The organism is Paraglaciecola sp. 2405UD69-4 (genome assembly GCF_047525415.1).
Classification (GTDB): Bacteria; Pseudomonadota; Gammaproteobacteria; order Enterobacterales; family Alteromonadaceae; genus Paraglaciecola.
In genome coordinates this window covers 270685-293817 of record NZ_JBLIXM010000003.1, presented here as the reverse complement: position 1 = coordinate 293817, position 23133 = coordinate 270685, and the positions used below count along the sequence as shown (strand labels likewise).

Annotated in this window: 20 protein-coding genes; 10 read left to right on the top strand and 10 right to left on the bottom strand. The window is 41.2% G+C overall.

What is annotated here, in order from left to right; all coding sequences use genetic code 11:
* Nucleotides 1–14: 14 nt before the first annotated feature.
* Both ACMUMK_RS13485 and ACMUMK_RS13480 read left to right on the top strand, forming a co-directional pair.
* On the top strand, nt 15–1229 hold the full coding sequence (locus tag ACMUMK_RS13485; RefSeq protein WP_414701668.1) for an NAD(P)/FAD-dependent oxidoreductase: 1215 nt from the start codon (nt 15–17) through the stop codon (nt 1227–1229).
* A gap of 13 nt (nt 1230–1242) precedes the next feature.
* Entirely contained in the window at nt 1243–1566 is a 324-nt protein-coding gene (locus tag ACMUMK_RS13480; protein ID WP_414701667.1) for a (2Fe-2S)-binding protein, read from the top strand.
* A 70-nt stretch (nt 1567–1636) separates the two neighbouring features.
* On the opposite strand, the gene ACMUMK_RS13475 is transcribed toward ACMUMK_RS13480, so the two are convergent.
* The 3 genes from ACMUMK_RS13475 to ACMUMK_RS13465 form a co-directional block, all read right to left on the bottom strand.
* Nucleotides 1637–2386 carry a transglutaminase-like domain-containing protein gene (locus ACMUMK_RS13475; protein ID WP_414701666.1) on the bottom strand — a complete coding sequence of 250 codons (750 nt, stop codon included), beginning with the start codon at nt 2384–2386 and terminating at the stop codon, nt 1637–1639.
* Nucleotides 2387–2415: 29 nt separating this feature from the next.
* Nucleotides 2416–3642, bottom strand: coding sequence for a hypothetical protein (locus tag ACMUMK_RS13470; protein ID WP_414701665.1), 1227 nt, complete (start codon nt 3640–3642; stop codon nt 2416–2418).
* Nucleotides 3643–3754: 112 nt separating this feature from the next.
* The gene (locus tag ACMUMK_RS13465) at nt 3755–4186 is read right to left on the bottom strand and encodes a DUF3859 domain-containing protein (protein WP_414701664.1); all 432 of its coding nucleotides are present in this window, start codon (nt 4184–4186) and stop codon (nt 3755–3757) included.
* 338 nt (nt 4187–4524) lie between these two features.
* On the opposite strand from ACMUMK_RS13465, the gene ACMUMK_RS13460 reads away from it, so the two are divergent.
* Complete coding sequence (locus tag ACMUMK_RS13460) at nt 4525–4857, top strand: DUF3718 domain-containing protein (protein ID WP_414701663.1); 333 nt, start codon at nt 4525–4527, stop codon at nt 4855–4857.
* A 107-nt stretch (nt 4858–4964) separates the two neighbouring features.
* On the opposite strand, the gene ACMUMK_RS13455 is transcribed toward ACMUMK_RS13460, so the two are convergent.
* The 6 genes from ACMUMK_RS13455 to ACMUMK_RS13430 all read right to left on the bottom strand — a co-directional run bounded on the left by ACMUMK_RS13455 (nt 4965) and on the right by ACMUMK_RS13430 (nt 14310).
* Nucleotides 4965–6128, bottom strand: a complete 1164-nt coding sequence (locus tag ACMUMK_RS13455; protein ID WP_414701662.1) for a helix-turn-helix domain-containing protein — start codon at nt 6126–6128, stop codon at nt 4965–4967.
* A 336-nt stretch (nt 6129–6464) separates the two neighbouring features.
* Entirely contained in the window at nt 6465–9014 is a 2550-nt protein-coding gene (locus ACMUMK_RS13450) for a glycoside hydrolase family 3 protein (RefSeq protein WP_414701661.1), read from the bottom strand.
* Between the two features lie 429 nt (nt 9015–9443).
* On the bottom strand, nt 9444–10622 hold the full coding sequence (locus ACMUMK_RS13445) for a pyridoxal phosphate-dependent aminotransferase (protein ID WP_414701660.1): 1179 nt from the start codon (nt 10620–10622) through the stop codon (nt 9444–9446).
* A 71-nt stretch (nt 10623–10693) separates the two neighbouring features.
* Nucleotides 10694–12127, bottom strand: coding sequence for an aldehyde dehydrogenase family protein (locus tag ACMUMK_RS13440; protein WP_414701659.1), 1434 nt, complete (start codon nt 12125–12127; stop codon nt 10694–10696).
* 37 nt (nt 12128–12164) lie between these two features.
* Nucleotides 12165–13391 carry a M20 family metallo-hydrolase gene (locus ACMUMK_RS13435; RefSeq protein ID WP_414701658.1) on the bottom strand — a complete coding sequence of 409 codons (1227 nt, stop codon included), beginning with the start codon at nt 13389–13391 and terminating at the stop codon, nt 12165–12167.
* A gap of 10 nt (nt 13392–13401) precedes the next feature.
* Nucleotides 13402–14310, bottom strand: a complete 909-nt coding sequence (locus ACMUMK_RS13430) for a dimethylarginine dimethylaminohydrolase family protein (RefSeq protein ID WP_414701657.1) — start codon at nt 14308–14310, stop codon at nt 13402–13404.
* Between the two features lie 126 nt (nt 14311–14436).
* Here ACMUMK_RS13430 and ACMUMK_RS13425 point away from each other — a divergent pair, with 126 nt between their 5' ends.
* Nucleotides 14437–15351: a LysR substrate-binding domain-containing protein gene (locus ACMUMK_RS13425; RefSeq protein ID WP_414701656.1), complete on the top strand. Its 915-nt coding sequence runs from the start codon at nt 14437–14439 to the stop codon at nt 15349–15351.
* Between the two features lie 10 nt (nt 15352–15361).
* On the opposite strand, the gene ACMUMK_RS13420 is transcribed toward ACMUMK_RS13425, so the two are convergent.
* The gene (locus ACMUMK_RS13420) at nt 15362–16348 is read right to left on the bottom strand and encodes a helix-turn-helix domain-containing protein (protein ID WP_414701655.1); all 987 of its coding nucleotides are present in this window, start codon (nt 16346–16348) and stop codon (nt 15362–15364) included.
* A 139-nt stretch (nt 16349–16487) separates the two neighbouring features.
* Between ACMUMK_RS13420 and ACMUMK_RS13415 the strand changes: the two genes are divergently transcribed.
* The 6 genes from ACMUMK_RS13415 to ACMUMK_RS13390 are packed head-to-tail and all read left to right on the top strand — an operon-like array spanning nt 16488 to nt 22988.
* Entirely contained in the window at nt 16488–18608 is a 2121-nt protein-coding gene (locus ACMUMK_RS13415) for a TonB-dependent receptor domain-containing protein (protein ID WP_414701654.1), read from the top strand.
* A 3-nt stretch (nt 18609–18611) separates the two neighbouring features.
* A complete protein-coding gene (locus ACMUMK_RS13410; protein ID WP_414701653.1) occupies nt 18612–19421 on the top strand; it encodes a siderophore-interacting protein in 810 nt (269 codons plus the stop codon).
* Between the two features lies 1 nt (nt 19422).
* Nucleotides 19423–20295 (top strand): siderophore ABC transporter substrate-binding protein, encoded by an 873-nt coding sequence (locus tag ACMUMK_RS13405; RefSeq protein WP_414701652.1) that lies wholly within the window; start codon nt 19423–19425, stop codon nt 20293–20295.
* A gap of 29 nt (nt 20296–20324) precedes the next feature.
* Nucleotides 20325–21263 carry an ABC transporter permease gene (locus ACMUMK_RS13400; RefSeq protein ID WP_414701651.1) on the top strand — a complete coding sequence of 313 codons (939 nt, stop codon included), beginning with the start codon at nt 20325–20327 and terminating at the stop codon, nt 21261–21263.
* Nucleotides 21256–22233 (top strand): iron chelate uptake ABC transporter family permease subunit, encoded by a 978-nt coding sequence (locus ACMUMK_RS13395; RefSeq protein WP_414701650.1) that lies wholly within the window; start codon nt 21256–21258, stop codon nt 22231–22233. The genes ACMUMK_RS13400 and ACMUMK_RS13395 overlap by 8 nt, the downstream gene beginning before the upstream one ends.
* Nucleotides 22230–22988, top strand: a complete 759-nt coding sequence (locus ACMUMK_RS13390) for an ABC transporter ATP-binding protein (protein WP_414701649.1) — start codon at nt 22230–22232, stop codon at nt 22986–22988. The genes ACMUMK_RS13395 and ACMUMK_RS13390 overlap by 4 nt, the downstream gene beginning before the upstream one ends.
* Nucleotides 22989–23133: the final 145 nt, after the last annotated feature.

Here is a 23133-nt window from a genome sequence, read left to right as displayed (position 1 = left end):
CAGAGTATTCAATTATGAGTTGTATCATTATAGGTGCTAGTCATGGCGGCGTTCAGGCGGCCATTAACCTGCGCACGCAAGGATATACGGATCCTATTACGCTGATTAGCGCAGACAAGGTGTTACCTTATCAAAGACCCCCTCTGTCCAAAGCCTTTTTGCAAAATATCCTGCCAGAACAAAGATTATGGCTGCGCCCTGAAACCTTTTACACGCAAAAAGACATTGATTTACGCCTAGGTACGCGGGTTGTCAAAATTGATAGGCAAAAACAACTGGTAGTTTTAGATAACCAAGAGCAACTCAGCTACAGCAAGCTAATACTGGCTACCGGTGCTTCAATTCGTAAATTGACAATTCCTGGTAGCGACCTAGAAGGGGTGCATTATTTACGGGATCATCAAGACACCCTTGGCTTAAGAGACCAATTGCCAGAGGCCAATAACGCAATTGTCATTGGTGGCGGTTACATAGGGCTAGAGGCCGCGGCGTCACTCACAAAACTCGGCAAAAATGTCACCTTACTGATCAATAGTGAACGCCCACTGCAACACCTTACTAGCCCAGTAGTAAGTGAATATTTGAGTGCACTACAAAAGGCAAATGGCGTAAATATTGAAGTACTTGCGGGTGCAACCGCAATAATTGGCGAGCATAACAAGGTTGTAGCAGTACAAGCTGCCAATGGTAAGCGGTATCCAGCGGATATAGTGGTAGCAGGTATAGGGGTTAACCCTGAACAGTCCCTTGCAGAAGATGCCGGATTAGCGGTAGAAAACGGCATTAAAGTAAACCAATACATGCAAACTTCAGATGCTGATATATTTGCCATCGGTGACTGTGTGAGCTTTTATCACCCCATGTATCAAAAGCAAATGCGTATCGAGTCGGTGCAAAATGCAACAGACCAAGCTAAAACTGCGGCCTTAGCAATCTGCGGAACCTTAACGCCCTACTCAGCTACCCCATGGTTTTGGTCTGATCAATATGATGCAAAGCTACAAATTGCAGGTATATCTGCAGGTTATGATGAAGTAGTGGTCCGTGAAGAGTCTGAAAAAAGCTTAGCTGTATTCTATTTCTCTGGTGACAACCTCATAGCAGTCGACGCCATAAACCAACCAAAATCGTTTATGATCACCCGTAAATATTTACATAGCCTACCCAAGGTGAATAAAATCAAACTGGCAGATTGCTCGCAAGATCTAAACAGTATTTTTACAGAATAAATAGGAGTACAAAGTGCCAAATATTACATTTATTTTACCAGACGAAAGCCAAATTACTGTAGCTGCTAACGATGGCGACAGCCTAATGCAAACTGCCGTAGACAATGGCATCGAACAGATAAGCGCTGATTGTGGTGGCTGTTGTTCCTGCGCCACTTGCCACTGTTTTATTGACAACAGCTGGAAAGAAAAACTAACCCCAGCCGATGATATGGAAACCGACCTTCTTGAAAACGCCATAGACAATGTTCAAGAAAACAGTCGCCTGTCTTGCCAGATATTCTTAACTCCAGAACACGATGGCCTAGTCGTAGAAATACCTGAAAGTGAATGGTAAAAATACCGAGTTCTAATACTAGCCTTAAGCTGTTTCAGGCTCATTAGTATTAGGCAAGTGGCCATACATATTATTGTATGGCGCTTTTAATCTCGGTGAGCTTTATTGGCATTAATGCGGTTGCCATTGCTAGTGATAAGGTGAATCCGGGCCCTTCGTTATCTAATGCCGCTGCTGGCAAATAAAAACGAGGCGTGTCTTTTAATTCATACAAGGCAGCATCCAGTAAATGCCATTGACCTTGATGCCAGACTTCAGACCAGGCATGACCAAAAGCTGATACATCAGCTTCTTCCTCAACAATCACTGTGCCTATTATCACCCGTGATGGTAAGCCTAAGCCCCTTGCTAATGCTGTAACCAATATTGCATGTTCAGTGCAGTCGCCACTTCTTTGCTCGGCAACCACTGAGGCAATATTAAAACCGTGTATATATGTGACATCATCAATATAGTCGTTCACATAAGCACTGAGTTCGTCTACCTGCCAATTATCTGCATCTATGTTTGGAAATGAAGATATAAAGGTTTTTGTATTTGCTTCATCCACATCTATGACAAAGCTAGCACTTGAGTGTTTTACAGCAGGACTGCCTGTAAAGCTTGATGTCTCCTCTATCGTGAGCTCAAGACTGTCCTGGTGTTGCTGCACAACCTTAATATGACTCCATTGACTCAAACTTTTTGCAAGCTTTTTAGGCCGTGATGCCGTTAGCTTCAAACTCACTTTAGGCCCAAGTGGTAAAGTTTGTTTCTCGTCTAACTGTAGACTTATCTCAGACAGCAAGGCGCTGGTTTCTGCTCTAACGGTCACTGCCATCGAGAGCAAAAATGTGCAGCATAAAAGCCTCATGGAATTTTCGGCTCACCATGACTATACATAAGGGTTAGCGTCACACTAATAGGCCCTTGTTCCATGGTTCCTTTTCTAAAAATGCCTTTTTCATCAGCTTGAAAGTCCATCAAAAAAGGACCCATATCTATTTTTAAGTTTGCATCTGGGTTACCGGTTATTTTGCTTAGTTTGACTATCATAGCGCTAGTTGGATCAGCGTCAGACACCCACATATTAAACTCTGCCGACTCTTCAGTTGAAGCCAGTAACTTTTTCGTTTCTAAATGACTACCAAAGCCAGACAGTAGCCAACCTGTGTACGCTAATTCTGCCTTGATGGGTTTGTCTTGAAGTTGTCCTTCAACATGCCACTTGTCATCACTACGACTAAGATCATAACTTGATCCTATTACACCATTATCTATCGTGTAAACATTGCTATTAATGACAGAGCCATCAGGATAACTCCATTCAGTGGCAACAGAGTCAGAGCGGGATATAGAACTAGCATCAACCGGAATTAGAAACGCAGTGTGCTTTTGAATACTAACGTCGCCATCAGCATCAGTAGTGTAAATTTCATGACTATACCCAATTGGGGTATCGCCTATGCTGGCGTGATAGATAGGTTCAAAAAAGGCTGATTTGGCTTGGTTTTCGGCAACTGTGGTTACGAATGATTCGAAAACATCAATAAATGCTTGTTGATATCCCAATTCATTGTGAATACAAATTTGCAAGGTTTCACCCACAAGAGCAGCAGCCCCTTTAAGTATGCCTGCAACTTTTTCGTTGCCTTGACCTAGATTATACAAGGTATCTAATTGCAGGTATGGAATGTTGTCAATCACACCTGTATCAATTGCATAGTTAAATCTAGCGGATAGCTTCTTATTATTAAGGGCTTCTACGCCCGTTAAACTTTGATCAATAATATTGCTAAGTGAATTTGCTGGGCCGTCAAATTCACTGAATATGTAACACTCAACAGGAGAGTCGATACCCACATCTATTATGTAATACCAGAAACCTTCACTTTCTTCGGCTAGGGTATATTTGCCTAACGCACGACCATCAATATTTAAGGCCGGTATTTTCAGCTTAGTGCTTTTTTTGACTTTGGTATCTCTAGCTACTGCATCTTTAAACCACTTGGGAAACTGCTCTAGCCCTACCAGTGTTTTGGCATCCACACCAAAGCTAAAAATAAGTACTGCAATGACACCACTCAAAAATTTCATACTCTTATCCCTTAAAAAAACAGCTAGTAAATTCAATAAGTCAAAAACCAATCTGAACTACTTTATAGTGCTATTGTTTATGCGGCAAATAAAAATCTCTCAAATTGTCAGCTCAGAACCCTCGCCTTTTCCAAAACTGCACTTCACCATCACCATGTTCAATTGCGACATCAAAGACTTTTTCAGCTACGACTTTGCCATCGCACTTTATAAGCATATGCCAATCACCTACTTTGTCATCAACTGGCGACCAAATGGTATCACCTAGATAGAAATCCCAGTCGTTATTCCTCACATAGACCTCACCTTCAAAAGGCTCCATAGGCCTACCTTTTTTGTCATGAATATTTGGATGATGAATAGCCCACTCTAAACACTTACCTTTGGCTTTTTTTACATTCAAAATAAACCCAAATTCAATATCTAGTTGCGCTGGAATTTTAGTGGTAAAGCTTTTGATATTCGGCAGTGCTTTACTTTTTTCATCCCAACTGTCGTAAATACCAAAACTGCTTATTTCAAAATAATGACGTAGCTTAGACAAAATCCCTCCTCATAACATAGTAAAAATAGTGGCTACTAGCTTAGGTAACCACTGTAGATTTTTAGATTGCTCAGCCTATGAACTCAAAACAAATAAAGCCAATTTATATTGCAAATTAGGTAGCGGCAAAAGCCTACAAAATACAATTAGTCAAAAACACCACTTTTTAGCCAAATAGAAAATACAGTTGGTTCTTTTAAAACACAGAGCCTAGAGCAAGATCACCAAAAACACATAAGACATTGAATTATATAAACTTTTAAAATTGGCACCTGTGTTGCTATAGCTAGAGTAAGTCATAATGACGGTTTTAATAACTTAACCAAAAAGGAAATATCATGAACACATTTACTAAATTATTAGCAACAGCAACATTAACCTTAGGTACTATCACTTCAGCCAGTGCAGCAACAGTACTTGTAGCAGCAGACGATTATGTGACAAGCAAACTTTGTGTAGTCGCCACAGAAGGTAGCAAAATGAGGTTATCTCAAGCGATTAAGAAAACTGGTTTGAGCAAGCGTGATGTTGCCAATAATGTCACATGTAATGATCAAGATTTGATTTCCTTTGTGGAGCAATATGGCACTAATGCCAACGATATAAACAACTTTTTAACTGGCGGCAAATACACTGGTAGCGTTGAAATCACCACCATAGCCTCTCGATAGTTACACTTGAAAATACTCTTTAGGGTATTACTCATTCTTCATCGCTAGATTGGTATGTTAATCTGGCGATGAAAACCCCTCTTCTTTAGCCATTCTTAAATTAAAAATTAACCATTGTTTGCGGTATTACGCTTTCTAAATTCTGATGGTGTTATGCCTTCTTTTTTCTTAAAGAAAGAATAGAAAACAGATTTACTGTTAAAACCCACTTCATAGAATATTTCAGTAATAGACTTGCTTGGATCAACAAGGAGTAGGCGTTTTGCTTCTTCGATTCGGTACTTATTAATAAACTCGTAAAAGTTCACTTGAAAATGACGATTTAAGGTTACTGATAAATCCTTGCTTGAAACATCTAAGGTTTTTGCCAATTCATCAATTGTAATATCGGCCAATAGATAGGGCTTTTCAGACTCCATTATGGTTTCAATGCGCTCAGTATAGCTAGGTTGTTGTGTTTTTTTATCAACGGCTATCGGCTCAGGAGTTTGCGATAGCACCGGCATAATCGAATGGGATTTAGTCACGCTATAAAATAGCAGCGAGACCACCAGTAAAAATGTCGCGTAGTATGAAAAAAGCCCTAATCCAATAAAAGTGGACACATCAATCTCATAGCTGAGGTTCACTACCTTTAGGGCACTTAACACTAGTTCCACAAACATAATGATTAAAAAGCCAATCAGTAATAACTTCAGCCAGTTCAAATCAATGGTAGAAATATCCGCTCGAGCCTCTTTGTGGCGCTTGTGATAACGAGCAATAAGGACAAAACAACTTACAATATAAAGTAAACGCAGCAGTTTGATAGCAGTATCAGACGCTATGTAATGCCAGGTGTGATAAAGCTCCCAGTTCTCTATTGAAATTTGCTTAGCAAGATCACCAAGGCTGTAATACACCACAATTAGATAAACAGTGTAGGCAACAAAAGGAACAAGATGGACAAGGTGCTTTTTACTGAGCTTAAAGTCACTGTACACAGATGAACGTATATAAAAAAACAGTAAAACTGCGTCTAAGCAGTAAGCTAAACTACCAACAAAGAACAAATTAGGTTCAAAATCCAACACTTCGAATCTGAACTTAACCCCAAAAAATGTTAACTCATGAAATGCAATAAGTGCTTGGCTGGTTAGAAAAGCTGATAGTAAGTAAGCACTAACATCAGGCATTCTATGACTAGAAATCAGCATTAGAGCGAATAAAATAGAAAGTACAAATGTCATCACCAGAATGATGTCATTTAAATTGAAAACAACGCTACTCATAAACTTAAATTAGATATCCGATTTATTAATTTAGCCGTAATCACGTAATTTGCTTTCAAACTTTACACAGAACATTCTATTGAAATTAGTTAGATATATCCGGCCGAATCCTGCTTGGCCGTAAATGCTAGCCTATTATTAATAGGGATCCTATGAATTTATTAATTCACTTAACCCGAGCATGAGTTATATGCACTGGCGCAAAAATATGTGGCTAAGGGCTGTCGGTTTTTAAGTGTAGATAGTTTAGTGAGGCTTATTTATAAGGAAACCCAACTCTACAACAATGAATTGCCATAGAGCTGGGAGTGGTATCACTTTAAAATAAGTTGAGACTTATTGACAACTTATGATGGCTTCAGCAGCTGTTTGCGGAATTAAATTAATATCAGAAACAGATAGCTGTAGCGCACCTTCAGACTCTAATGAGAACGGCGATACAATTTTCTCAAATTTAATGCCTTTATCAGCAAAACATTTCAAATCAACCTGTAAACTAGACCACTCATTTAATGGCAGCTCATTTACAGCTTCAGTTATATCTAGCTGAGTACGGCAACTTCCCACTTCTTCAGAAAACGCTTCACAGTTCATGGCAATGAACACCTTATCACTAGGCTTACTATCTAACTTAAGTAGCATAGATAAACTGCTTTGTAACAAGAGGTCTTTAGTTAAGTCTTCTCTGAAACGGCTTTTGCTGGCTATTGTCACACCTGATAGTTGCCCACCATCTAGCTTAATAGAAAACGAGTCTTCTTGAACTTCTCTATCAACAGTACGATATGCTAGGCCTTCCATTTGGTGAGAGTTAGCACTAACTTGCAGTTCTTTATTGCCTGTAAACAAGTGCATTAACCAAGGCTGATGCATAGTACCTGTATACAAATGTCTAATCTGTGCTTTATCTGCAGCTAAGTCTTCATGTTCAGACAAGTCGTCACCTAATAGGTTCTCATCTTGATAGGTCAAGCCAAAGCCATAGGGTAGTAATGGGTCGTAGTCAGCATCGCCATAGTTGACGGTAGCTTGGTCAGCAGATTTAGGCCATGAAAACGACAACTTACCTTTAAAGTCATGTTGCACTGAACCATCAGGGTTAGCTAATACCACTTCAGCAACACCTTTTCCTTCTGAGCCTGGTAACCAAGCAGCGACTAAAGAGTCAGAAGCATTCAACTCAGCGTTGATCCACATAGGTCTTCCAGAGATAAAGATAGAAACCACAGGAATACCCTGTGCTTTAAGCTTTTTAATAAGCGCTAAATCTCGTTTGTTACCTTGTTGATAACTTAAGCTTTCTCTATCACCATGGCCCTCTGCGTATGGCTCTTCACCAAAGACTACAATGGCAACATCTGGTTTATCTTCAAAGTTACCATCAGTGTTTAGGCTTATCTTGCCACCAGCTGCTGTTACTTGTTGTTCTAGCCCATCAAAAATTGAGGTACCACCTGGAAAGTCTGCATTAGTGTTATTGGTACCCTGCCACGTAATAGACCAGCCACCAGATTGCTTACCTATATTATCTGCTGCGTCTCCCGCTACCAATATTGATAACTTAGGATCTAAAGGCAGTAGTTTATTTTTATTCTTTAAGAGTACTAAAGACTCTCTTACAGCTTGACGAGCCACATCTCTGTGACTTTGTTGCCCAATAAGCTCTGTTTTTCCTGAGAACTTACGGTCCGCTGGGCTAGGTTTTTCGAATAAACCGGCGCGCACTTTCACTCTTAAGATACGTGTCACCGCATCATTAATACGTGACATAGGAATAGTGCCGTCTTTAACTTGAGCAATAGTATTTTCGTACAAGGGCTTCCATGCATCGGTAGGTACCATGAAAATATCTAAACCAGCATTGATTGCTTGAGGACAGTTATCGTTACTGCACCCCTTAACTTGCCCATGGCCGTTCCAGTCACCAACTACAAATCCATCAAACCCCATTTGCTCTTTTAGCACATCGGTTAACAGGTATTTATTACCGTGAACCTTATCGCCATGCCAGCTGTTAAATGAAGCCATAACAGATTGGGCACCCGCAGTTAAACCGCCCACATAACCTTGAGCATGAATATCAAACAACACTTGTTCAGAGCTGATATTGTTACCTTGGTCATCGCCTTTAACTGTGCCGCCATCCCCAATAAAATGTTTTACTGTGCTGATAACACGGTTATCTGATAAAAAGTCTTTGTCAGCATGACCCTGCAAGCCTTTAACAATAGACGCAGCGTAGTTTCTAACGATTTCAGGATCTTCAGAATACCCTTCATAGGTTCTGCCCCATCTATCATCACGCACCACAGCAACTGTTGGAGCGAACACCCAATCTATTCCTGTCACCATTACTTCTGTGGCAGTTACATTAGCTATTTTTTCAATTAGGTCAGGATTATTGGCTGCGCCTAACCCTATGTTGTGGGGAAACAAGGTGGCGCCTATAACATTATTGTGACCATGGACAGCATCTGTGCCCCACATGGTAGGAATATTTGAACCGTCTAGACTGTCGTCAATTGACGCTAAATAGAGTTCATCCGCTAATTTGATCCAATCTTCGGCAGTTGAGTGCTTATTGTTATTTGGAAAGGCGCCGCCACCATTTAAGTAAGACCCAAACCCATAATTACGCATGTCTTCTACGGTAATGTCTCTTATTTCAGGCTGGATCATTTGTGCGACTTTTTGCTTTAAAGTCATAGAAGCCATTATCTGTTTTACTTTAGCTTCAACCTCTTGATCTTGCTTAACTGCTATATCTAATTTTGGCCAAATTTCAGCCGCTTTACTCTCTTTAACGGCTGCATCATTACCACTGTTACAAGCAGTAAGTGCAAGCATTGCGCTTGCTAAAATACTTATTTTAACGGATGTATTCATAGTTATTCCCAAAGTAAATTACTCAAAATAGCCAAGCTATTTGAATCAAGTTATTGCTATATCATACCAAGGGTTCGGAAATTATTTTAATTAGGTTTTTTTAGCGTCCTTAAAAACAAACTATCATTCAAACCCTGCTATTTTTTAGTCCGAATACCTGTTTGTTTAGTCGAACTTCCCTTTATTCACAAGGGTTTACGCCCTACTGATGACATTAAAAAAAAGTAAAAAATCGTTAGTTTACTATGGAGATATTAAACCTCACCCAAACAAGCAGAGGTTATTTAATGATTTTAAATTGAGAGATAGGTGACACAAGGAGTTAAATTGAACACTAAACCAGCAAAATAAATGAGAGCTCGATAACCTTAGTAGGCCATCGAACACTTACAATTATGATAGAAAAACATTCAAAGAGTATTGAGTGGTTTAGCTAAATTGCGACATAAAGTTTTCAATTCGCATGCAGGCGTCATCCAGTTGCACGTCATCCACAACGTAAGAAATACGAATATAGTTAGCCGCGCATTCACCAAAAGCGGTGGCAGGCAATACCCCAATTTTTTGCTGTTCGAATAACATTTCTGCAAATTTTTGACCGTCTAATCCTGTTTTGCTCACATCTACTAATAAAAACATCGAGGCTTTAGGCGGGACACAAGCTAAGAGTGGCTGGCGATTAAAACATGCTAATAAACGGTCGCGGCGGCGCTTATAGGTAAGTCGCATATGTTCGGCTTCTGCCAGAGCTTCGGGATCAGTTAATGCGGTATAGGCCGCTTCTTGTACGAAGCCAGGTAATCCGTACAACATGCACAAAGATAAGTTACTTAAGTGCTTAATTAACTCAATCGGTCCAATAGCCCAACCAGCTCTCCACCCTGTCATAGCATGGGATTTAGACAAGCTGTTAAGTGTCACTGTGCGCTCGGACATATTCTCAAGTCCAGCTATGCTAACGTGCTCACCTTCAAAAATAGTATTACAGTAAACTTCGTCTGAGATTACCCATAAATCATGTTTTATCGCTACATCGGCAATAAATTGTAATTCGTCTTTGGTAAGCATTACCCCACTTGGGTTACTCGGAGTTGCAAAATATATGGCTTTGGTTTTTTCTGTGATAGCTTGTAGTAATGCCTTTTCATCAAGACAAAAGTCATTATCTACATCCATAGCTACGGGTACTAGTTTTGCACCAGTAAGTTGAATACAAGCTTCGTAGGTAACATAGTTAGGTTGTAACACTAGTACTTGATCACCTGCTTCTAGAATACACATAGAAGTAGCAAACAAGGCGTTTTGCGCACCTGCCAATAAAATTACATTATCTTTTGTCACCACTTGGCCGCAATTGGCTTGGTGATCTGCCGCTATTTTATTACGCAGGTGGTCTCTACCTTCGATATCTACATAATGAGTATCGCCACCACGTAAGCTTTTCACTGCGCTTTCAACTATTGGGGCTGGTGTATCAAAATCTGGGTCACCAATGCTAAGTACTATTACACTTGGGTCCTGCTCTTTTAGAGCGGTAGCTTTGAAATGAATATCCCAAGCATCAACGGTCTCCCCTTGAATTGCTTGAGTAAGAGGTGCATAACGCATAAATTTTTCCTAACTTGCAAATTAAAAATGGCTTTGCAAAACAAAGCCATTATTCGCTGAATAACTTGATATTATTGATCTGTAGAGTCTATTAACAGAGCTTTGGTTTCGGTGTATTCTTTTAACCCTTCTAGGCCCCATTCGCGGCCATTTCCAGATTGCTTATAACCACCAAAAGGTGCGTCTGAATTAAAGTAAGCGCCTTGTAAATAACACTGACCAGCCCGTAATTGACGAGCGATTTTAATAGCCTCGCTACTATCTTTGGCATACACAGCGCTGGCTAATCCAAAAGGCGTATCATTAGCAATGACAATAGCTTGTTCAATATTTTCGTAGGGGATAATGCACAGCACTGGGCCAAATATTTCTTCTTTGGCTATGATCATGTCATTACTCACATGTGAAAAAATTGTAGGAGCCACATAGGCACCTTTGCTGAATTCCGGAGCAAGCTTGGTGCCACCACAAAGTAACTTTGCGCCTTCTTCTATGCCTTTTTTGATATAAGCCAAGACTCGACTTTGCTGCTGGTGAGAGCTCAATGGTCCCATATTGGTATCTGCCAGCATTGGGTCGCCAAGTTTCCACTCAGCGGCAACAGTTTTGGCTATGGTTTCTACTTCAGTCAGTTGCGATGCGGGCACTAACATGCGGGTTAAAGAGCTGCAGGTTTGCCCAGAATTTAGCATGACGTCTTCCACACCATAACGCACCGCAGCCTCCAAATCCGCGCCAGGTGCAATGATATAAGGAGACTTCCCACCTAACTCCTGACACACCCTCTTAACACTTGGGGCAGCGGCTTGAGCAACTTTAATACCTGCTTGGGTTGAGCCTGTAAAAGACACCATGTCAACATCAGGGTGACTAGATAAGGCTTCACCAATTTGACTGCCAACACCCGTTAATAAGTTAAACACACCTTTAGGTAATTCTGTTTGGTTGATGATATCTGCCAAAATTAAATCTTGCAGCGGCGTTTGTTCTGCTGGCTTTACAACCACAGTACAGCCGGCTGCGAGCGCAGGCCCCAATTTACCCACTAGTTGGGATAACGGATAATTCCACGGATTAATTAAGACGCACACCCCAATCGCTTCGCTTACCACTATGTGGCTATCGAACACTTCTTCCTTGTCCATTTCCAAAGCAAGTACCGCAAAACTCCGTAAAGCATCTATAGAGCCTTGCACTTGTAGGTCTTCTGCTATCGCAATTGGGCAGCCCATAGTGGCAACAATTGCCTGGATTAATTCATCTTTACGAGCCTGCATGCCATCAGCGATAGCATTAATTAGGGCTGCGCGCGCTTCACTTGGCTGTGATGACCAGGCCAGAAATGCCTTTTTGGCAGCGTCAACAGCTAGATTAACATCCTGTTTATTGGCAGCCGGTACGCTCGCACACACCTCTCCATTAGCTGGGTTTATAACGTCGAGTGTTTCATTACCTTGACTGCTAACCCACTGCCCATCGATATAGACTTTTTCAAAGTTCTTCATTTTATACCTTACATTATGGGGATTAACTTAATGGCCATTACATTGCGAGCTTAACAACGGCACCTAATAAGACTTGGCAACCAGCTGCGATATCTTCAGGTTTGGCATTTTCTGCCTCATTGTGACTAATGCCTTTTTCACAAGGAATGAAAATCATTGAAGTAGGCGCGACCTTAGATATGTACACCGAATCGTGGCCCGCACCCGAGAACATTTCCTCGTATGCTAATCCCATATCTTCAACGGAAGATCTAACAGCATTAATACAGGTTTTATCAAATGCCACAGCAGGTGAATCCCATTCATCTAAGATTTCGTAGTTTACTTTACTGTCTTGGCAAACTTGCTTAGAAATCTCTCTAAATTTCTGATCCATTTTCAATAAAATGTCTTGATTGGGGTGTCGCAAATCAACGGTTAGAGTAAGTGTCTCTGGAACAGTATTGCGAGAGCCTGGACTTACATTAATATCTCCAAAGGTTGCCCGCGCTTGAGGTGAAAACTCATCAGCCAAGGCATAAAGCTGTGTAATTATTTGTGCCGCGGCTTTGACAGGATCTTGCCTTTGTTCCATTGGGGTTGGCCCTGCATGTACCGGCTGGCCGTGGATCACTAAATCATACCAACGCATGCCCTGAACACCTTGCACCACACCTATTTGTTTACCGACGGCTTCTAAAATAGGCCCTTGCTCTATGTGTAACTCAAAGGCCGCTTTTATTGGAAACGGCGCACAAGGTGCATCACCTAAATACCCTATACGCTCAAGCTCTTGTTGAATTGTTGCGCCCTGTTTGTCGGCCCGTTGCCAGCCATAATCTAAAGAGAAGTCGCCGCACCACACACCAGAGCCTACCATTGCGGGAGAAAACCTTGCCCCTTCTTCGTTGGTCCAAACCGCCACTTCAATAGGATGCAAAGTAGTAATCTCAGCATCATGTAGCGTTCGTAACACCTCTAAGCCACCTAATACACCATACACGCCATCAAATTTACCGCCTGTTGGCTGAGTATCTAGATGACTGCCCATTAACACCGGAGGTAAACTATTGTCAGTTCCTGCTTTACGTAAAAATAGATTACCCATTTGGTCTACACGGCGCTCACAGCCTATTTCTTCACACCAATCAACAAATAGGTCACGGCCTGCTTTATCTAAATCAGTTAAGGCTTGGCGATTACAGCCACCTTTATCAGTAGCGCCAATTTCAGCCATGGTCATCAAGCTAGACCACAACCTTTCACTATTAATTTGTAACGTCATTTGCATTCTCCTAAGCGTCTTTTCTGCTCAAAGGCTGACACATACAATGCACCCCGCCACCGCCAGAAGTAAACATAGACATGTCTGGCGCGTATACCTCTAGCCCATGGGCTTTGGCTTTACCAATTAGCTCTTGGCTGGCTTCTGGAATTAGCACTCTGTCTTTACCTAACGCCACCACATTTACACCAAGCTCTAGTACCGAACGGTAAGAAATATCAATGATTTCTATCCCTTTGGCTTTCAACCAATCTAGTAATTCATCTTCCACTGCTTGAGTACAAACGGCAGCTAACTTTTCAGATAACATGGCAAACTTAACATCTAGATGTAAGAAATAAGGGTCAAACTGATAAGACTTAAATTCCCAGCCTTCTTTTTCTACCCAAGAACGCATTTGATTTATTCCTGCTTCACTGGTGCGCTCACCCGTATAACCGCATAATACAACCCCAGGCTCTAACACCATAAAGTCTCCCCCTTCAAAGGAGCCGGCAGTAACCGCATCATAAATGGGAATATTGTTCTCTTGATAAAAGCGCATCACCTCAACCCATTCGCCACGTCGCCACGGGCTGTACATTTGGGTGATAACTGGCCCCCAAGGGGTTAATACCGATGAGTCTCTGGCATAGATTTGATAGGGTAAATGCTCATTGGGTTCCAAAATATGGGTTTTCACACCACACTGCTTATACACATCTAACATTTCATTGAATTGCTGCTGCGCCAACTGCTTATTATACTCGCGGCCCAATCTTAACGAGCGCCTAGACATGGCATTACCAGCCTGCCAATCATAATGATCCATGGGTCCTATTAGTACTTCCTGCAACTCGCCATATTCAGAGTCCATACTCCAGTGATCTAAACGAGGCGTATTGCCCTGCCCATTACGTCGAAAAAAATTAGATTTCATATAAAAGCCCTATCAGAATACCTACACTTAGTTTATGGTTACATTTTAATTACTCAAGCAACGATTTTTCACCACCTTGGTTCAATTAATAGACCAAAAATTTGATTTATTGGATAGACCTAACCTATGAAGCCAAACAAAAGCCCTTACTTGGATCTACGACAAATCCCGCTGAACGCCTTGTTGGCCTTCGAGGCAGCAGGTAGACACTGTCATATGCGCCGAGCGGCACAAGAAATGTTTGTATCTCACTCCGCTTTAAGCCGCCATATCAAACAATTAGAGGCACGCTTAGGCACTCAACTGTTTGAGAGGAAAAACAATAAATTACGTTTAACGGCCCCTGGTAACCGCCTACTTGCATCTATCCAGAGCGCTTTTTCTGAACTCAATAAAGGCATTCACTCACTTGATCCAGACCTAGTTGCTGGAGAAGTAGTAATAGGTACTACAGCCACTATCATGCTGAATTGGCTATTGCCTGTATTAGCTAAAGTTCAGCAGCAATACCCAGAAATATCCTTTAATGTACAAACCTTAGAGCCTTTACAACAATCTTTACCTTCTGATTTAGATTTTGCCCTATGTTTAGGACGCCCCGACGATCCGAGTAGAGTAGTGACTAAGTTATATGATGAATATTATCTACCTGTATGTAATCCCACCCTATTAAAAGGCCAACCCGTACAGCATGTAAAAGATTTGCTCAACTACCCCCTTTTACATGATGGCTTAGGTCAGTGGTATAAGTGGTTTAATCATCACAATTTAGATGGGCACGACTCCAAGCACCACACCTCTTTTGAATATGCGTTTCAAGCGATAGAAGCCGCAAGGTTGGGCATGGGAATGGCACTTGCAGATATAGTAGAAGTGGAAGACGATATTAACCAAGGCAGGCTTATGCAGGCCATAGACACAGCCCATACAGAAGGCCAGTCTGTGTATTTAGCCACCCATGAAGACTCGCAAATCAACTATCGCACCCAGTTAGTGTTAAATAGTATTTTAGAAAAACTCACAAAAAAGACGCCAAGTTAGAGGCTACTAGCTAATTTTTAAATTCCGCATGTTGCTTCACTAGTTCAGTAGGAGTTTGGTTAAAGTGCTTTTTAAATGCGCTTACAAAGTTAGATGAGTGGTTATAGCCCACCATGTAGGCGACTTCTCCGATGGTTTTACCCTCAAACAGTAAAGCGTGGCGAGCAGCTTCTAGTCTTTTGGTACGTAAATAATCGGACAAGGTAACCCGGTGATGCTCTTTAAAGTAACGCTGTAAGGTACTCAAGCTGGTGCCTAATTGTTTGGCGATTTCAGCACCTCCGTGTTTTGTAAAAATGAAAGCATCCACCTTTTTTTCAAAGCCTCTAAGGGGCAAACGGCTTGGGCACTGTTTACCCGTATGTTCCAGATATGAGCCATTTAATAGATACTTCACACTTTCATTAAATAGCGTTAGTGCATATTGTTCGCAATATAAATCAATAAAAATACTTTCGTCGTTGCGGTGTTCAAAGAATTGCTCACATTGATGGAGTGTTTGCAGATCACAGGGCCATTCTTTAACAACAATGTCTTTTTCAAAAAGAGAAACATTGCTTCCTAAGTAAGAGAAAGATCTCAGCCGTTGCTGCAACCATTCTTGAGACACAGAAATATTTACTTTTTTAACCTTGTTGTTTTCAACTAACCTGCGCATGAACATCACGGTTTTATTATTAGCGTAGGCGAAAACTCTAGGACCCTGTTTCGCAGAAATAGAATAGGTGGTTTGATCTAGGCTGAACTCAATAATACCTTCGAGTAACACACAAACGCAGACACTTGGCTCTATTTCAGTGCTGCATTGGGCGTTTTCTTGCTCAAGCATATTGGCCACATGTACATTAATACCACTAGGTAAACTTTGATAATCTAAGTTACCTAACATGAGTGGATCTTGATCTTGAAAAGCTGGCGATAATAGAAATTGTTCACACCCAGTGTTGGATAATTTCCTTGATAACTCTATCTTAGATACCGCATTAAACTCGCCCACTTCCTTCTCCTTATGGCTGGTGACCATATTGCATAACACGCTGATTAAATATCATAACAAAGGCTAGAACGTAAAATATACCACAATGGTATCTTAATGATAATTGTTCTCATTAAAATTATTATTGTAAGGTAAACCTATGAAACTCACTTCAACAAAAATGCGTTATTCTGCTATTGCTTTGTCAGTAGTGGCATCTTTAACATCTGTACAAGCTTTATCACAAGAAGAAAGCGACAGCGAAGCATCAGTAGAAAATGTTACGGTCTGGGGTACAGAGGTTAAAACGTCTTCTTTGTTTTTAAAACAACAAGCCATAGCGGATAAGCAAGCAGACCATATCAGTGACTTACTGCGCGTCATCCCTGGTATTGATGTAGGTGGAGCTCACTCATTAAACCAGCGTATAACCATACGTAGTATGGACGATAAAGATCTGCAAATATCTATAGATGGCGCAAGACAAAACTCTTACATGTATCACCATTTAGGAAACCTACAAATTCATGCTGACATCTTACAATCAGTAGATATTAACGTAGGGACTAACAGTGTAATAAACGGTGGTATCGGCGGTGCAGTACGCTTTGAAACCAAACAAGCTGCCGATTTGCTAGACAAAGGTCAAGAGTTTGGTGCCCGTGTGCAAGTGGGTGCTGGCGATAACTCTGGCACCACCCTATCTGCTACAGCCTATGGCATGTTATCGGATAATGCTGACTTTTTGGTGTATCACAATGCTGTAAATCGTGACAACTATGAAGTAGGTGGCGGCAAAATATTAAACTCAAGTGGCGAAGTTATCGATGGTACAGATGGCACCGTGCGCGGTCTTGAAGGAGAATTAAGAGACACACTGATTAAGTTTGGCTACAACCTAAATGACAACCAGAGATTCGAAATAGGGTATGAGTCTTATAAAGATGAAGGTGATTATAGTTATCGCCCTGACATGGGCCTTGCTACAGACCTAGCCATCACCAATTCTTTAGGAATTCCATTATTGTGGCCAACCGAACTCACCCGTGACACCTTAACCCTAAATTACGATCTCACCATAGATAACACAGTGATAAAAGCAGCTGTGTATAAAAATACCAGTGAGCTAAAACGTGATGAATCAGGTTGGGCCGACAACGCTGCTTTTGCAGGTAACGCAGGCTTTATAACAGGCGAAGCTAGTAATACTGGTGCATCCTTAATCGCAAATACCATAATAGATAGTTCCATAGAGCATGGATTAACCTATGGTTTTGACTATGTAAAACACGATACACACTATCAAGGAGAATTCACAGATAGCACAGCTACCTCAGGTGAAGACTCTAGTACGCTGGCATTATTTATTGAAGATAAAATCAGTTTAAATGAACAATTTAGTGTCATCCCTGGTTTACGCTACGAAAACTATGAGATTGATTCAGCGGTAGTTGATGATGAGTTTGACGCCCTTAACTTGGCGCTGGCCCTAGAGTACGCACCAAGCAACGACTTGTTATTCCGCTTTAGTGCCACTGAGATATTTAAAGGCCCAGAAATTAGTGAAGTATTTATTGGTGCTGGTCTTTACGACACAGCCAATGCAGACATAAAAGAAGAAACAGGGCTTAACCTTGAACTGTCTTTTGCTTATCAAACTGAGATTGATAAAAACCAAAGCATTGCCTTAGGTGCAACCTTATTTAAAACCGAAGTAAATGATTATATCTATGACTACGCAACGGCACCTGAAGAAATAGGAGGTTCATGGAAAGACAATGTAGGTGATATGAGCATAGATGGTTTTGAAGCTTATTTTGAATACAGCTATAAAGCCTTTACCACTTTATTTACAGTGTCTCGTGCAGAAAGTGAATTATCTGCCTTCGCAGATTACACTGAGTTACAAAACGCTAGGCTTGATCGCCAGCAAGGTGACACTTTCACCTTAAACCTAAATTACACATTTTCAGATGCGAATATTGTTACCTCTTGGGAAATACAAAGTGTGCAAGATGTTGATGCAGGAGTTGACCTAGATGGTGCGACCTTGGACAACAGTAAAGATGGTTTTGTAGTACACAACATGTCAGCCCGCTGGACCCCAGATGCAGTTAAAGGACTGACCTTAGTATTTGGAATAGATAACGTTTTTGATGAGTTTTATGCATCACAATCATCGCGCACTGGCGTATCTTTTCACCCATTATTTGGTGAGCTGTATTTGCAAGACTTTGAACCGGGCCGCAATATAAAAGCCACAGTTCAATATAAATTTTAAAATATGACTGCAATTATATTAACCGTTGTATCGGTTACCCCAATGGGAGGCGCTCTTAACCGTTTGGTTTTGAGCTCTCCTGAGCTCACTAGCGAGCGGATCCCTGCGTTTTTTGCAGGCTTACATATTAAACTATTTTTTAAACAGCCCCATCAGGCAGAACTCGTGCTGCCTCAACGGGACGAAAACGATAAAATAGTATGGCCTGAAGCAGACAAAAAGCCCTTAGCCCGAACTTACTCTATTGCTGACTTTGATGCTGAAAATCAAACTATAACAGTCGATTTTGTATTGCACCGAGACTATGGCATTGCCAGCGAGTTTGCCAAATTGGCAAAACCTGGGGATATACTTGGCTTTGCAGGGCCGGGCTTAATCACTATGGTAAACCCAAGTGCTGAACAGCATTTGTTGGTGGGAGATTTATCTGCCATGCCTGCCATTGCAGCAGTATTGAATACCCTTACTCACAAGGATAGTGTGCGTGTAATTATTGAGCTTGAGAGTAGCGTTAATCAAACCTTGATAACCCAACAATACTTTGCAGCTAGAGAGCATCAAGTTACTTTTGTAGAACAAAAGTTTACGGATAAGTCTGAAATACTTGAGCTGGTTCGTAACTTACACATTAGCAACACCAAGGATCAGTGGAGTATTGCTCTCGCAGGAGAACACCTCACAGTTGTCAGCATTCGTAAGTACTTGCGACAAATAGACTTTGATAAAAAATCATTATATGCAGTGCCCTATTGGCGGAATCAACAAAATGAAGAAACCTATCATGCACAGCGCCACGAAGTGATGGATACCTAACATGAAAAAATTATTCGTATTGATACTGACTAGTTTAACTTTATTGCAAGTAAGCTGGTTACAGGCTGCAACAACCGACAGCGTCCCGCAAAAAGTGGTGTCATTTGACTTAGCACAAATCGACACCCTTGATTATTTGGGTGTGCAAGTATTAGGTGTACCTAAAAGCCATACCATTAATTACTTAGCTAAATTCCAAGGCGATGAGTACATAAATGTGGGCTCTATGTTTGAGCCAGATTTTGAGACCGTCGCCAGCCTTGAGCCAGATTTGATCATTGTTGGTGGCCGGACCCAAAGCAAAATAAAAATGATGAAAAGTATTGCTCCAACCCTTGATAGCACAGTTTGGGGTGATAACTATCTGCAACAATTTTACCTTATCACCCAAGAGTCTGGCGCCTTAGTAAACCAGCCAGAACTTGCAGCCCAAGCCATTGCTGACATAAAGCAACAGGTAGCCAAGATAAAAGCTAAGGCTAAACAAGGCGGTAAAGTGATGTTTGTTATGACCACAGGCGGTAAAATCACAGTATTTGGCCCTGGGTCTCGATTTGGCTGGCTATACACTGAACTAGGTTTTGAAGCCGCTGGAGATGAGAATGCTCTGTCACATCATGGTGACCCAGTGTCTTTTGAATATTTACGTAAGCTCAACCCGGACATTTTATTAGTACTTGACCGTGATATTGCCATTGGTAAAGACACAGGTATGGCTAAACAACTATTAGAGAACGACCTTATAAAAGGCCTGAAAGCCTATCAAAATAATAAAGTTATTATGTTAGACGGCTATGCCTGGTACACAGTTGGTACTGGAATTAGTGCCATGAATAAAATCTTAGCGCAAATACAAAGCGCCCTTATAGAGTAATAAAACTTGATGACACCCCAGCAGCCAATATGACCAAGACCTATCTTTATTGGGCCTTAGTATTTGTTGGCCTAATTATCACTAGCTTACTACTGGGTTCTATCACACTAGATAGTGCCAGCTTTGACTGGCAATTGCTCAGTCAAACACGGATACCAAGAACGATAGCGATTGTATTGTCTGGTATGTCTTTGTCTGTTGCAGGTGTCATCATGCAAATGTTGGCTAACAATAAATTTGTAGAGCCTACCACCACAGGCACAGTGGAATGGGCCATCCTTGGTATGTTGTTACTACTTATTTTTTACCCCCAAGCCTCTCTTACCGTTAAGTTAAGCGTCTCTGTGTTGTTTTCTATATTGGGGGCAATGAGCTTTCTATTACTTATCAAAAAGCTACACACTCGCTCTATCATTATGGTGCCCTTAGTAGGAATTATTTATGCTGGAGTGATTGGCGCTGTGGTTAATTTTATTGCTTACCAGCAAGATCTTATGCAATTTGTTTGGGTGTGGATTCAAGGCGATTTTTCAATGATATTGCAAGGTCGTTACGAACTACTATGGATTGCTGGCCTGTTAACTTGTCTAGCCTATTTTATTGCTGATCGCTTTACCATAATTGGCTTGGGGAAAAACGTCGCCACCAATCTAGGATTAAATTACGGCTATGTATTTGCCATTGGGATTACACTTGTGGCTAGCGTTGCAGGCATTACTGTTGTGATTGCTGGGGTATTACCATTTCTAGGACTAATAGTGCCAAACATTATTAGTCTATATTATGGGGATAATCTGCGCCGCTCTATTCCACTAATAGCATGTATGGGCGCTATGCTAGCCTTAGTGTGTGACATATTAGCCCGTGTTTTAGTACATCCTTTTGAGATACCTGTTGGCGTCATAATGGGAGTGGTGGGCAGTGTCATATTTTTAGGACTACTGCTAAGGCAAACGCGACATGACTAAGCAAGCAGTATCTAAACTTAAGCTGTCACCTTTTACCCGCTTAGCTCTGCTGACGGTGGCGGTAATTTTAGCTTGTACCTTATTTTTAACCTGGAACGTTAAAGCATCTTGGGCCTTTACACTTGAATTCAGAGGTCAAAAGCTAATCAGTATGGTGTTAGTGGGGATTTTTATCGCCATCGCCACTTTGCTATTCCAAACCATCAGCCAGAACAAAATTTTAACGCCATCCATTATGGGCTTTGATGCCTTATACATGCTGATTCAATCTGTGTTGATAGTGGTAATAGGAGCCAGCGGTTACTCCATACTGAATGAGTATACAAAATGGGCCATCGAGATATCTATCATGACCAGCATGATGTTACTGCTGTCTAAATTTCTATTTAGAGGCTCTGCCCAATCTATACAATTATTAATACTCAGTGGTGTAGTGTTAGGGATATGTTTAAGTAGTATCAATGGCCTAGTGTTTCGTACGATGGACCCTAGCCAATCAGTGGTAGCTCAAGATGCCTTTTTTGCTTCGTTTTCATCTCCGTCCATAGCTTTAGTGCAATTATCCTATTTATTATTAGCTGCGACGTTTGTGTATTTGTTTAGGTATCATCACCAACTAGATGTGCTCTTGCTAGGGGAGCAAACCGCCCATAGCTTAGGCATAAACTACGCACGTTTAACCCAGCATCTACTCATATTAATAGCCATTTTAGTCGGTATGTCGACTGCCTTGGTAGGCCCCATTACCTTTTTAGGCTTGCTAGTTGTACATCTAGCCTACCAATTAGCGGGCAGTTACAAACACAAAATATTATTACCTTTTGCCGCCTTGCTGGGAGTATTGGTTTTGGTTTTAGGAGAATTTATCTTGCAACATTTAGTCTCATTCAACACTCGACTAAGCATAGTGATAGAGTGTGTAGGTGGCTTAGTATTTTTAGCCCTAGTAATTAAACAAGCCAAATCATGATTGAATTAAAAAATGTAGCCTTAAGCTACGGCCAAAAACAAGTCCTTAAAGACATTAATTTAACCCTAGCAGATACCGGCCTTACCTCCATCATAGGACCAAATGGCTCAGGTAAGTCCTCTTGCTTGTCTCTTATGAGCCGACTACAAAAAGCAAGTGTTGGGGAAGTATTATTAGATAACTGCCCGATACAGCAAATACCCGCTAATCAACTAGCTAAAAAGCTGTCTATATTACGCCAAGACAACCATACCAATGCCCGTATTCAGGTTAAAGATTTAATCACATTTGGACGCTACCCCTATCACCAAGGGCGACCTAGCGCGGAAGATCTGAAAATAGTTGAGCAATGTATTGAATATGTTGATTTACAAGCAGTACAAGATAGATTTATCGACCAGTTATCTGGAGGGCAGCGACAAAGAGTGTTTATAGCCATGGTATTAGCCCAAGACACCCAAACGATTCTGTTGGACGAACCACTTAATAATCTCGATATCAAACATAGCGTGAGCATAATGAAACAGCTGCGCCAAGCTTGCGACGAATTAAACAAACAAGTGGTAGTAGTCCTACACGATATTAACTTTGCTGCACACTATAGCGATACCATAGTCGCCTTAAAAAATGGTGAGCTGGTGGCCAATGGCAGTCCCACTGACATAATGCAAGATTCAATATTAAGCCACATCTACGATATGCCCATGACAGTGACACAGATACAAGGTAAGCCCACTTGCCTATTTTATTCGTAACACTAAAAGCCGGCATAATGAGTATTACATAAACACTCCCGGCGCTTGGAAACAGGAACCCCCCTTAATAGTTTAATCTCTCTCACAATTTGCAATTAAAATGTGACGTTTATGTAAAGCATTGTTTAATAGCGGCTCTTAAATT

Bases quoted from the DNA above. Each gene is read 5' to 3' on its own strand.
- ACMUMK_RS13485 (WP_414701668.1), top strand. From the start codon at position 15: ATGAGTTGTATCATTATAGGTGCTAGTCATGGCGGCGTTCAGGCGGCC.
- ACMUMK_RS13475 (WP_414701666.1), bottom strand. From the start codon at position 2,386: ATGGCAGTGACCGTTAGAGCAGAAACCAGCGCCTTGCTGTCTGAGATA.
- ACMUMK_RS13470 (WP_414701665.1), bottom strand. From the start codon at position 3,642: ATGAAATTTTTGAGTGGTGTCATTGCAGTACTTATTTTTAGCTTTGGT.
- ACMUMK_RS13460 (WP_414701663.1), top strand. From the start codon at position 4,525: ATGAACACATTTACTAAATTATTAGCAACAGCAACATTAACCTTAGGT.
- ACMUMK_RS13455 (WP_414701662.1), bottom strand. From the start codon at position 6,128: ATGAGTAGCGTTGTTTTCAATTTAAATGACATCATTCTGGTGATGACA.
- ACMUMK_RS13450 (WP_414701661.1), bottom strand. From the start codon at position 9,014: ATGAATACATCCGTTAAAATAAGTATTTTAGCAAGCGCAATGCTTGCA.
- ACMUMK_RS13445 (WP_414701660.1), bottom strand. From the start codon at position 10,622: ATGCGTTATGCACCTCTTACTCAAGCAATTCAAGGGGAGACCGTTGAT.
- ACMUMK_RS13440 (WP_414701659.1), bottom strand. From the start codon at position 12,127: ATGAAGAACTTTGAAAAAGTCTATATCGATGGGCAGTGGGTTAGCAGT.
- ACMUMK_RS13435 (WP_414701658.1), bottom strand. From the start codon at position 13,391: ATGACGTTACAAATTAATAGTGAAAGGTTGTGGTCTAGCTTGATGACC.
- ACMUMK_RS13430 (WP_414701657.1), bottom strand. From the start codon at position 14,310: ATGAAATCTAATTTTTTTCGACGTAATGGGCAGGGCAATACGCCTCGT.
- ACMUMK_RS13425 (WP_414701656.1), top strand. From the start codon at position 14,437: ATGAAGCCAAACAAAAGCCCTTACTTGGATCTACGACAAATCCCGCTG.
- ACMUMK_RS13415 (WP_414701654.1), top strand. From the start codon at position 16,488: ATGAAACTCACTTCAACAAAAATGCGTTATTCTGCTATTGCTTTGTCA.
- ACMUMK_RS13410 (WP_414701653.1), top strand. From the start codon at position 18,612: ATGACTGCAATTATATTAACCGTTGTATCGGTTACCCCAATGGGAGGC.
- ACMUMK_RS13405 (WP_414701652.1), top strand. From the start codon at position 19,423: ATGAAAAAATTATTCGTATTGATACTGACTAGTTTAACTTTATTGCAA.
- ACMUMK_RS13400 (WP_414701651.1), top strand. From the start codon at position 20,325: ATGACCAAGACCTATCTTTATTGGGCCTTAGTATTTGTTGGCCTAATT.
- ACMUMK_RS13395 (WP_414701650.1), top strand. From the start codon at position 21,256: ATGACTAAGCAAGCAGTATCTAAACTTAAGCTGTCACCTTTTACCCGC.
- ACMUMK_RS13390 (WP_414701649.1), top strand. From the start codon at position 22,230: ATGATTGAATTAAAAAATGTAGCCTTAAGCTACGGCCAAAAACAAGTC.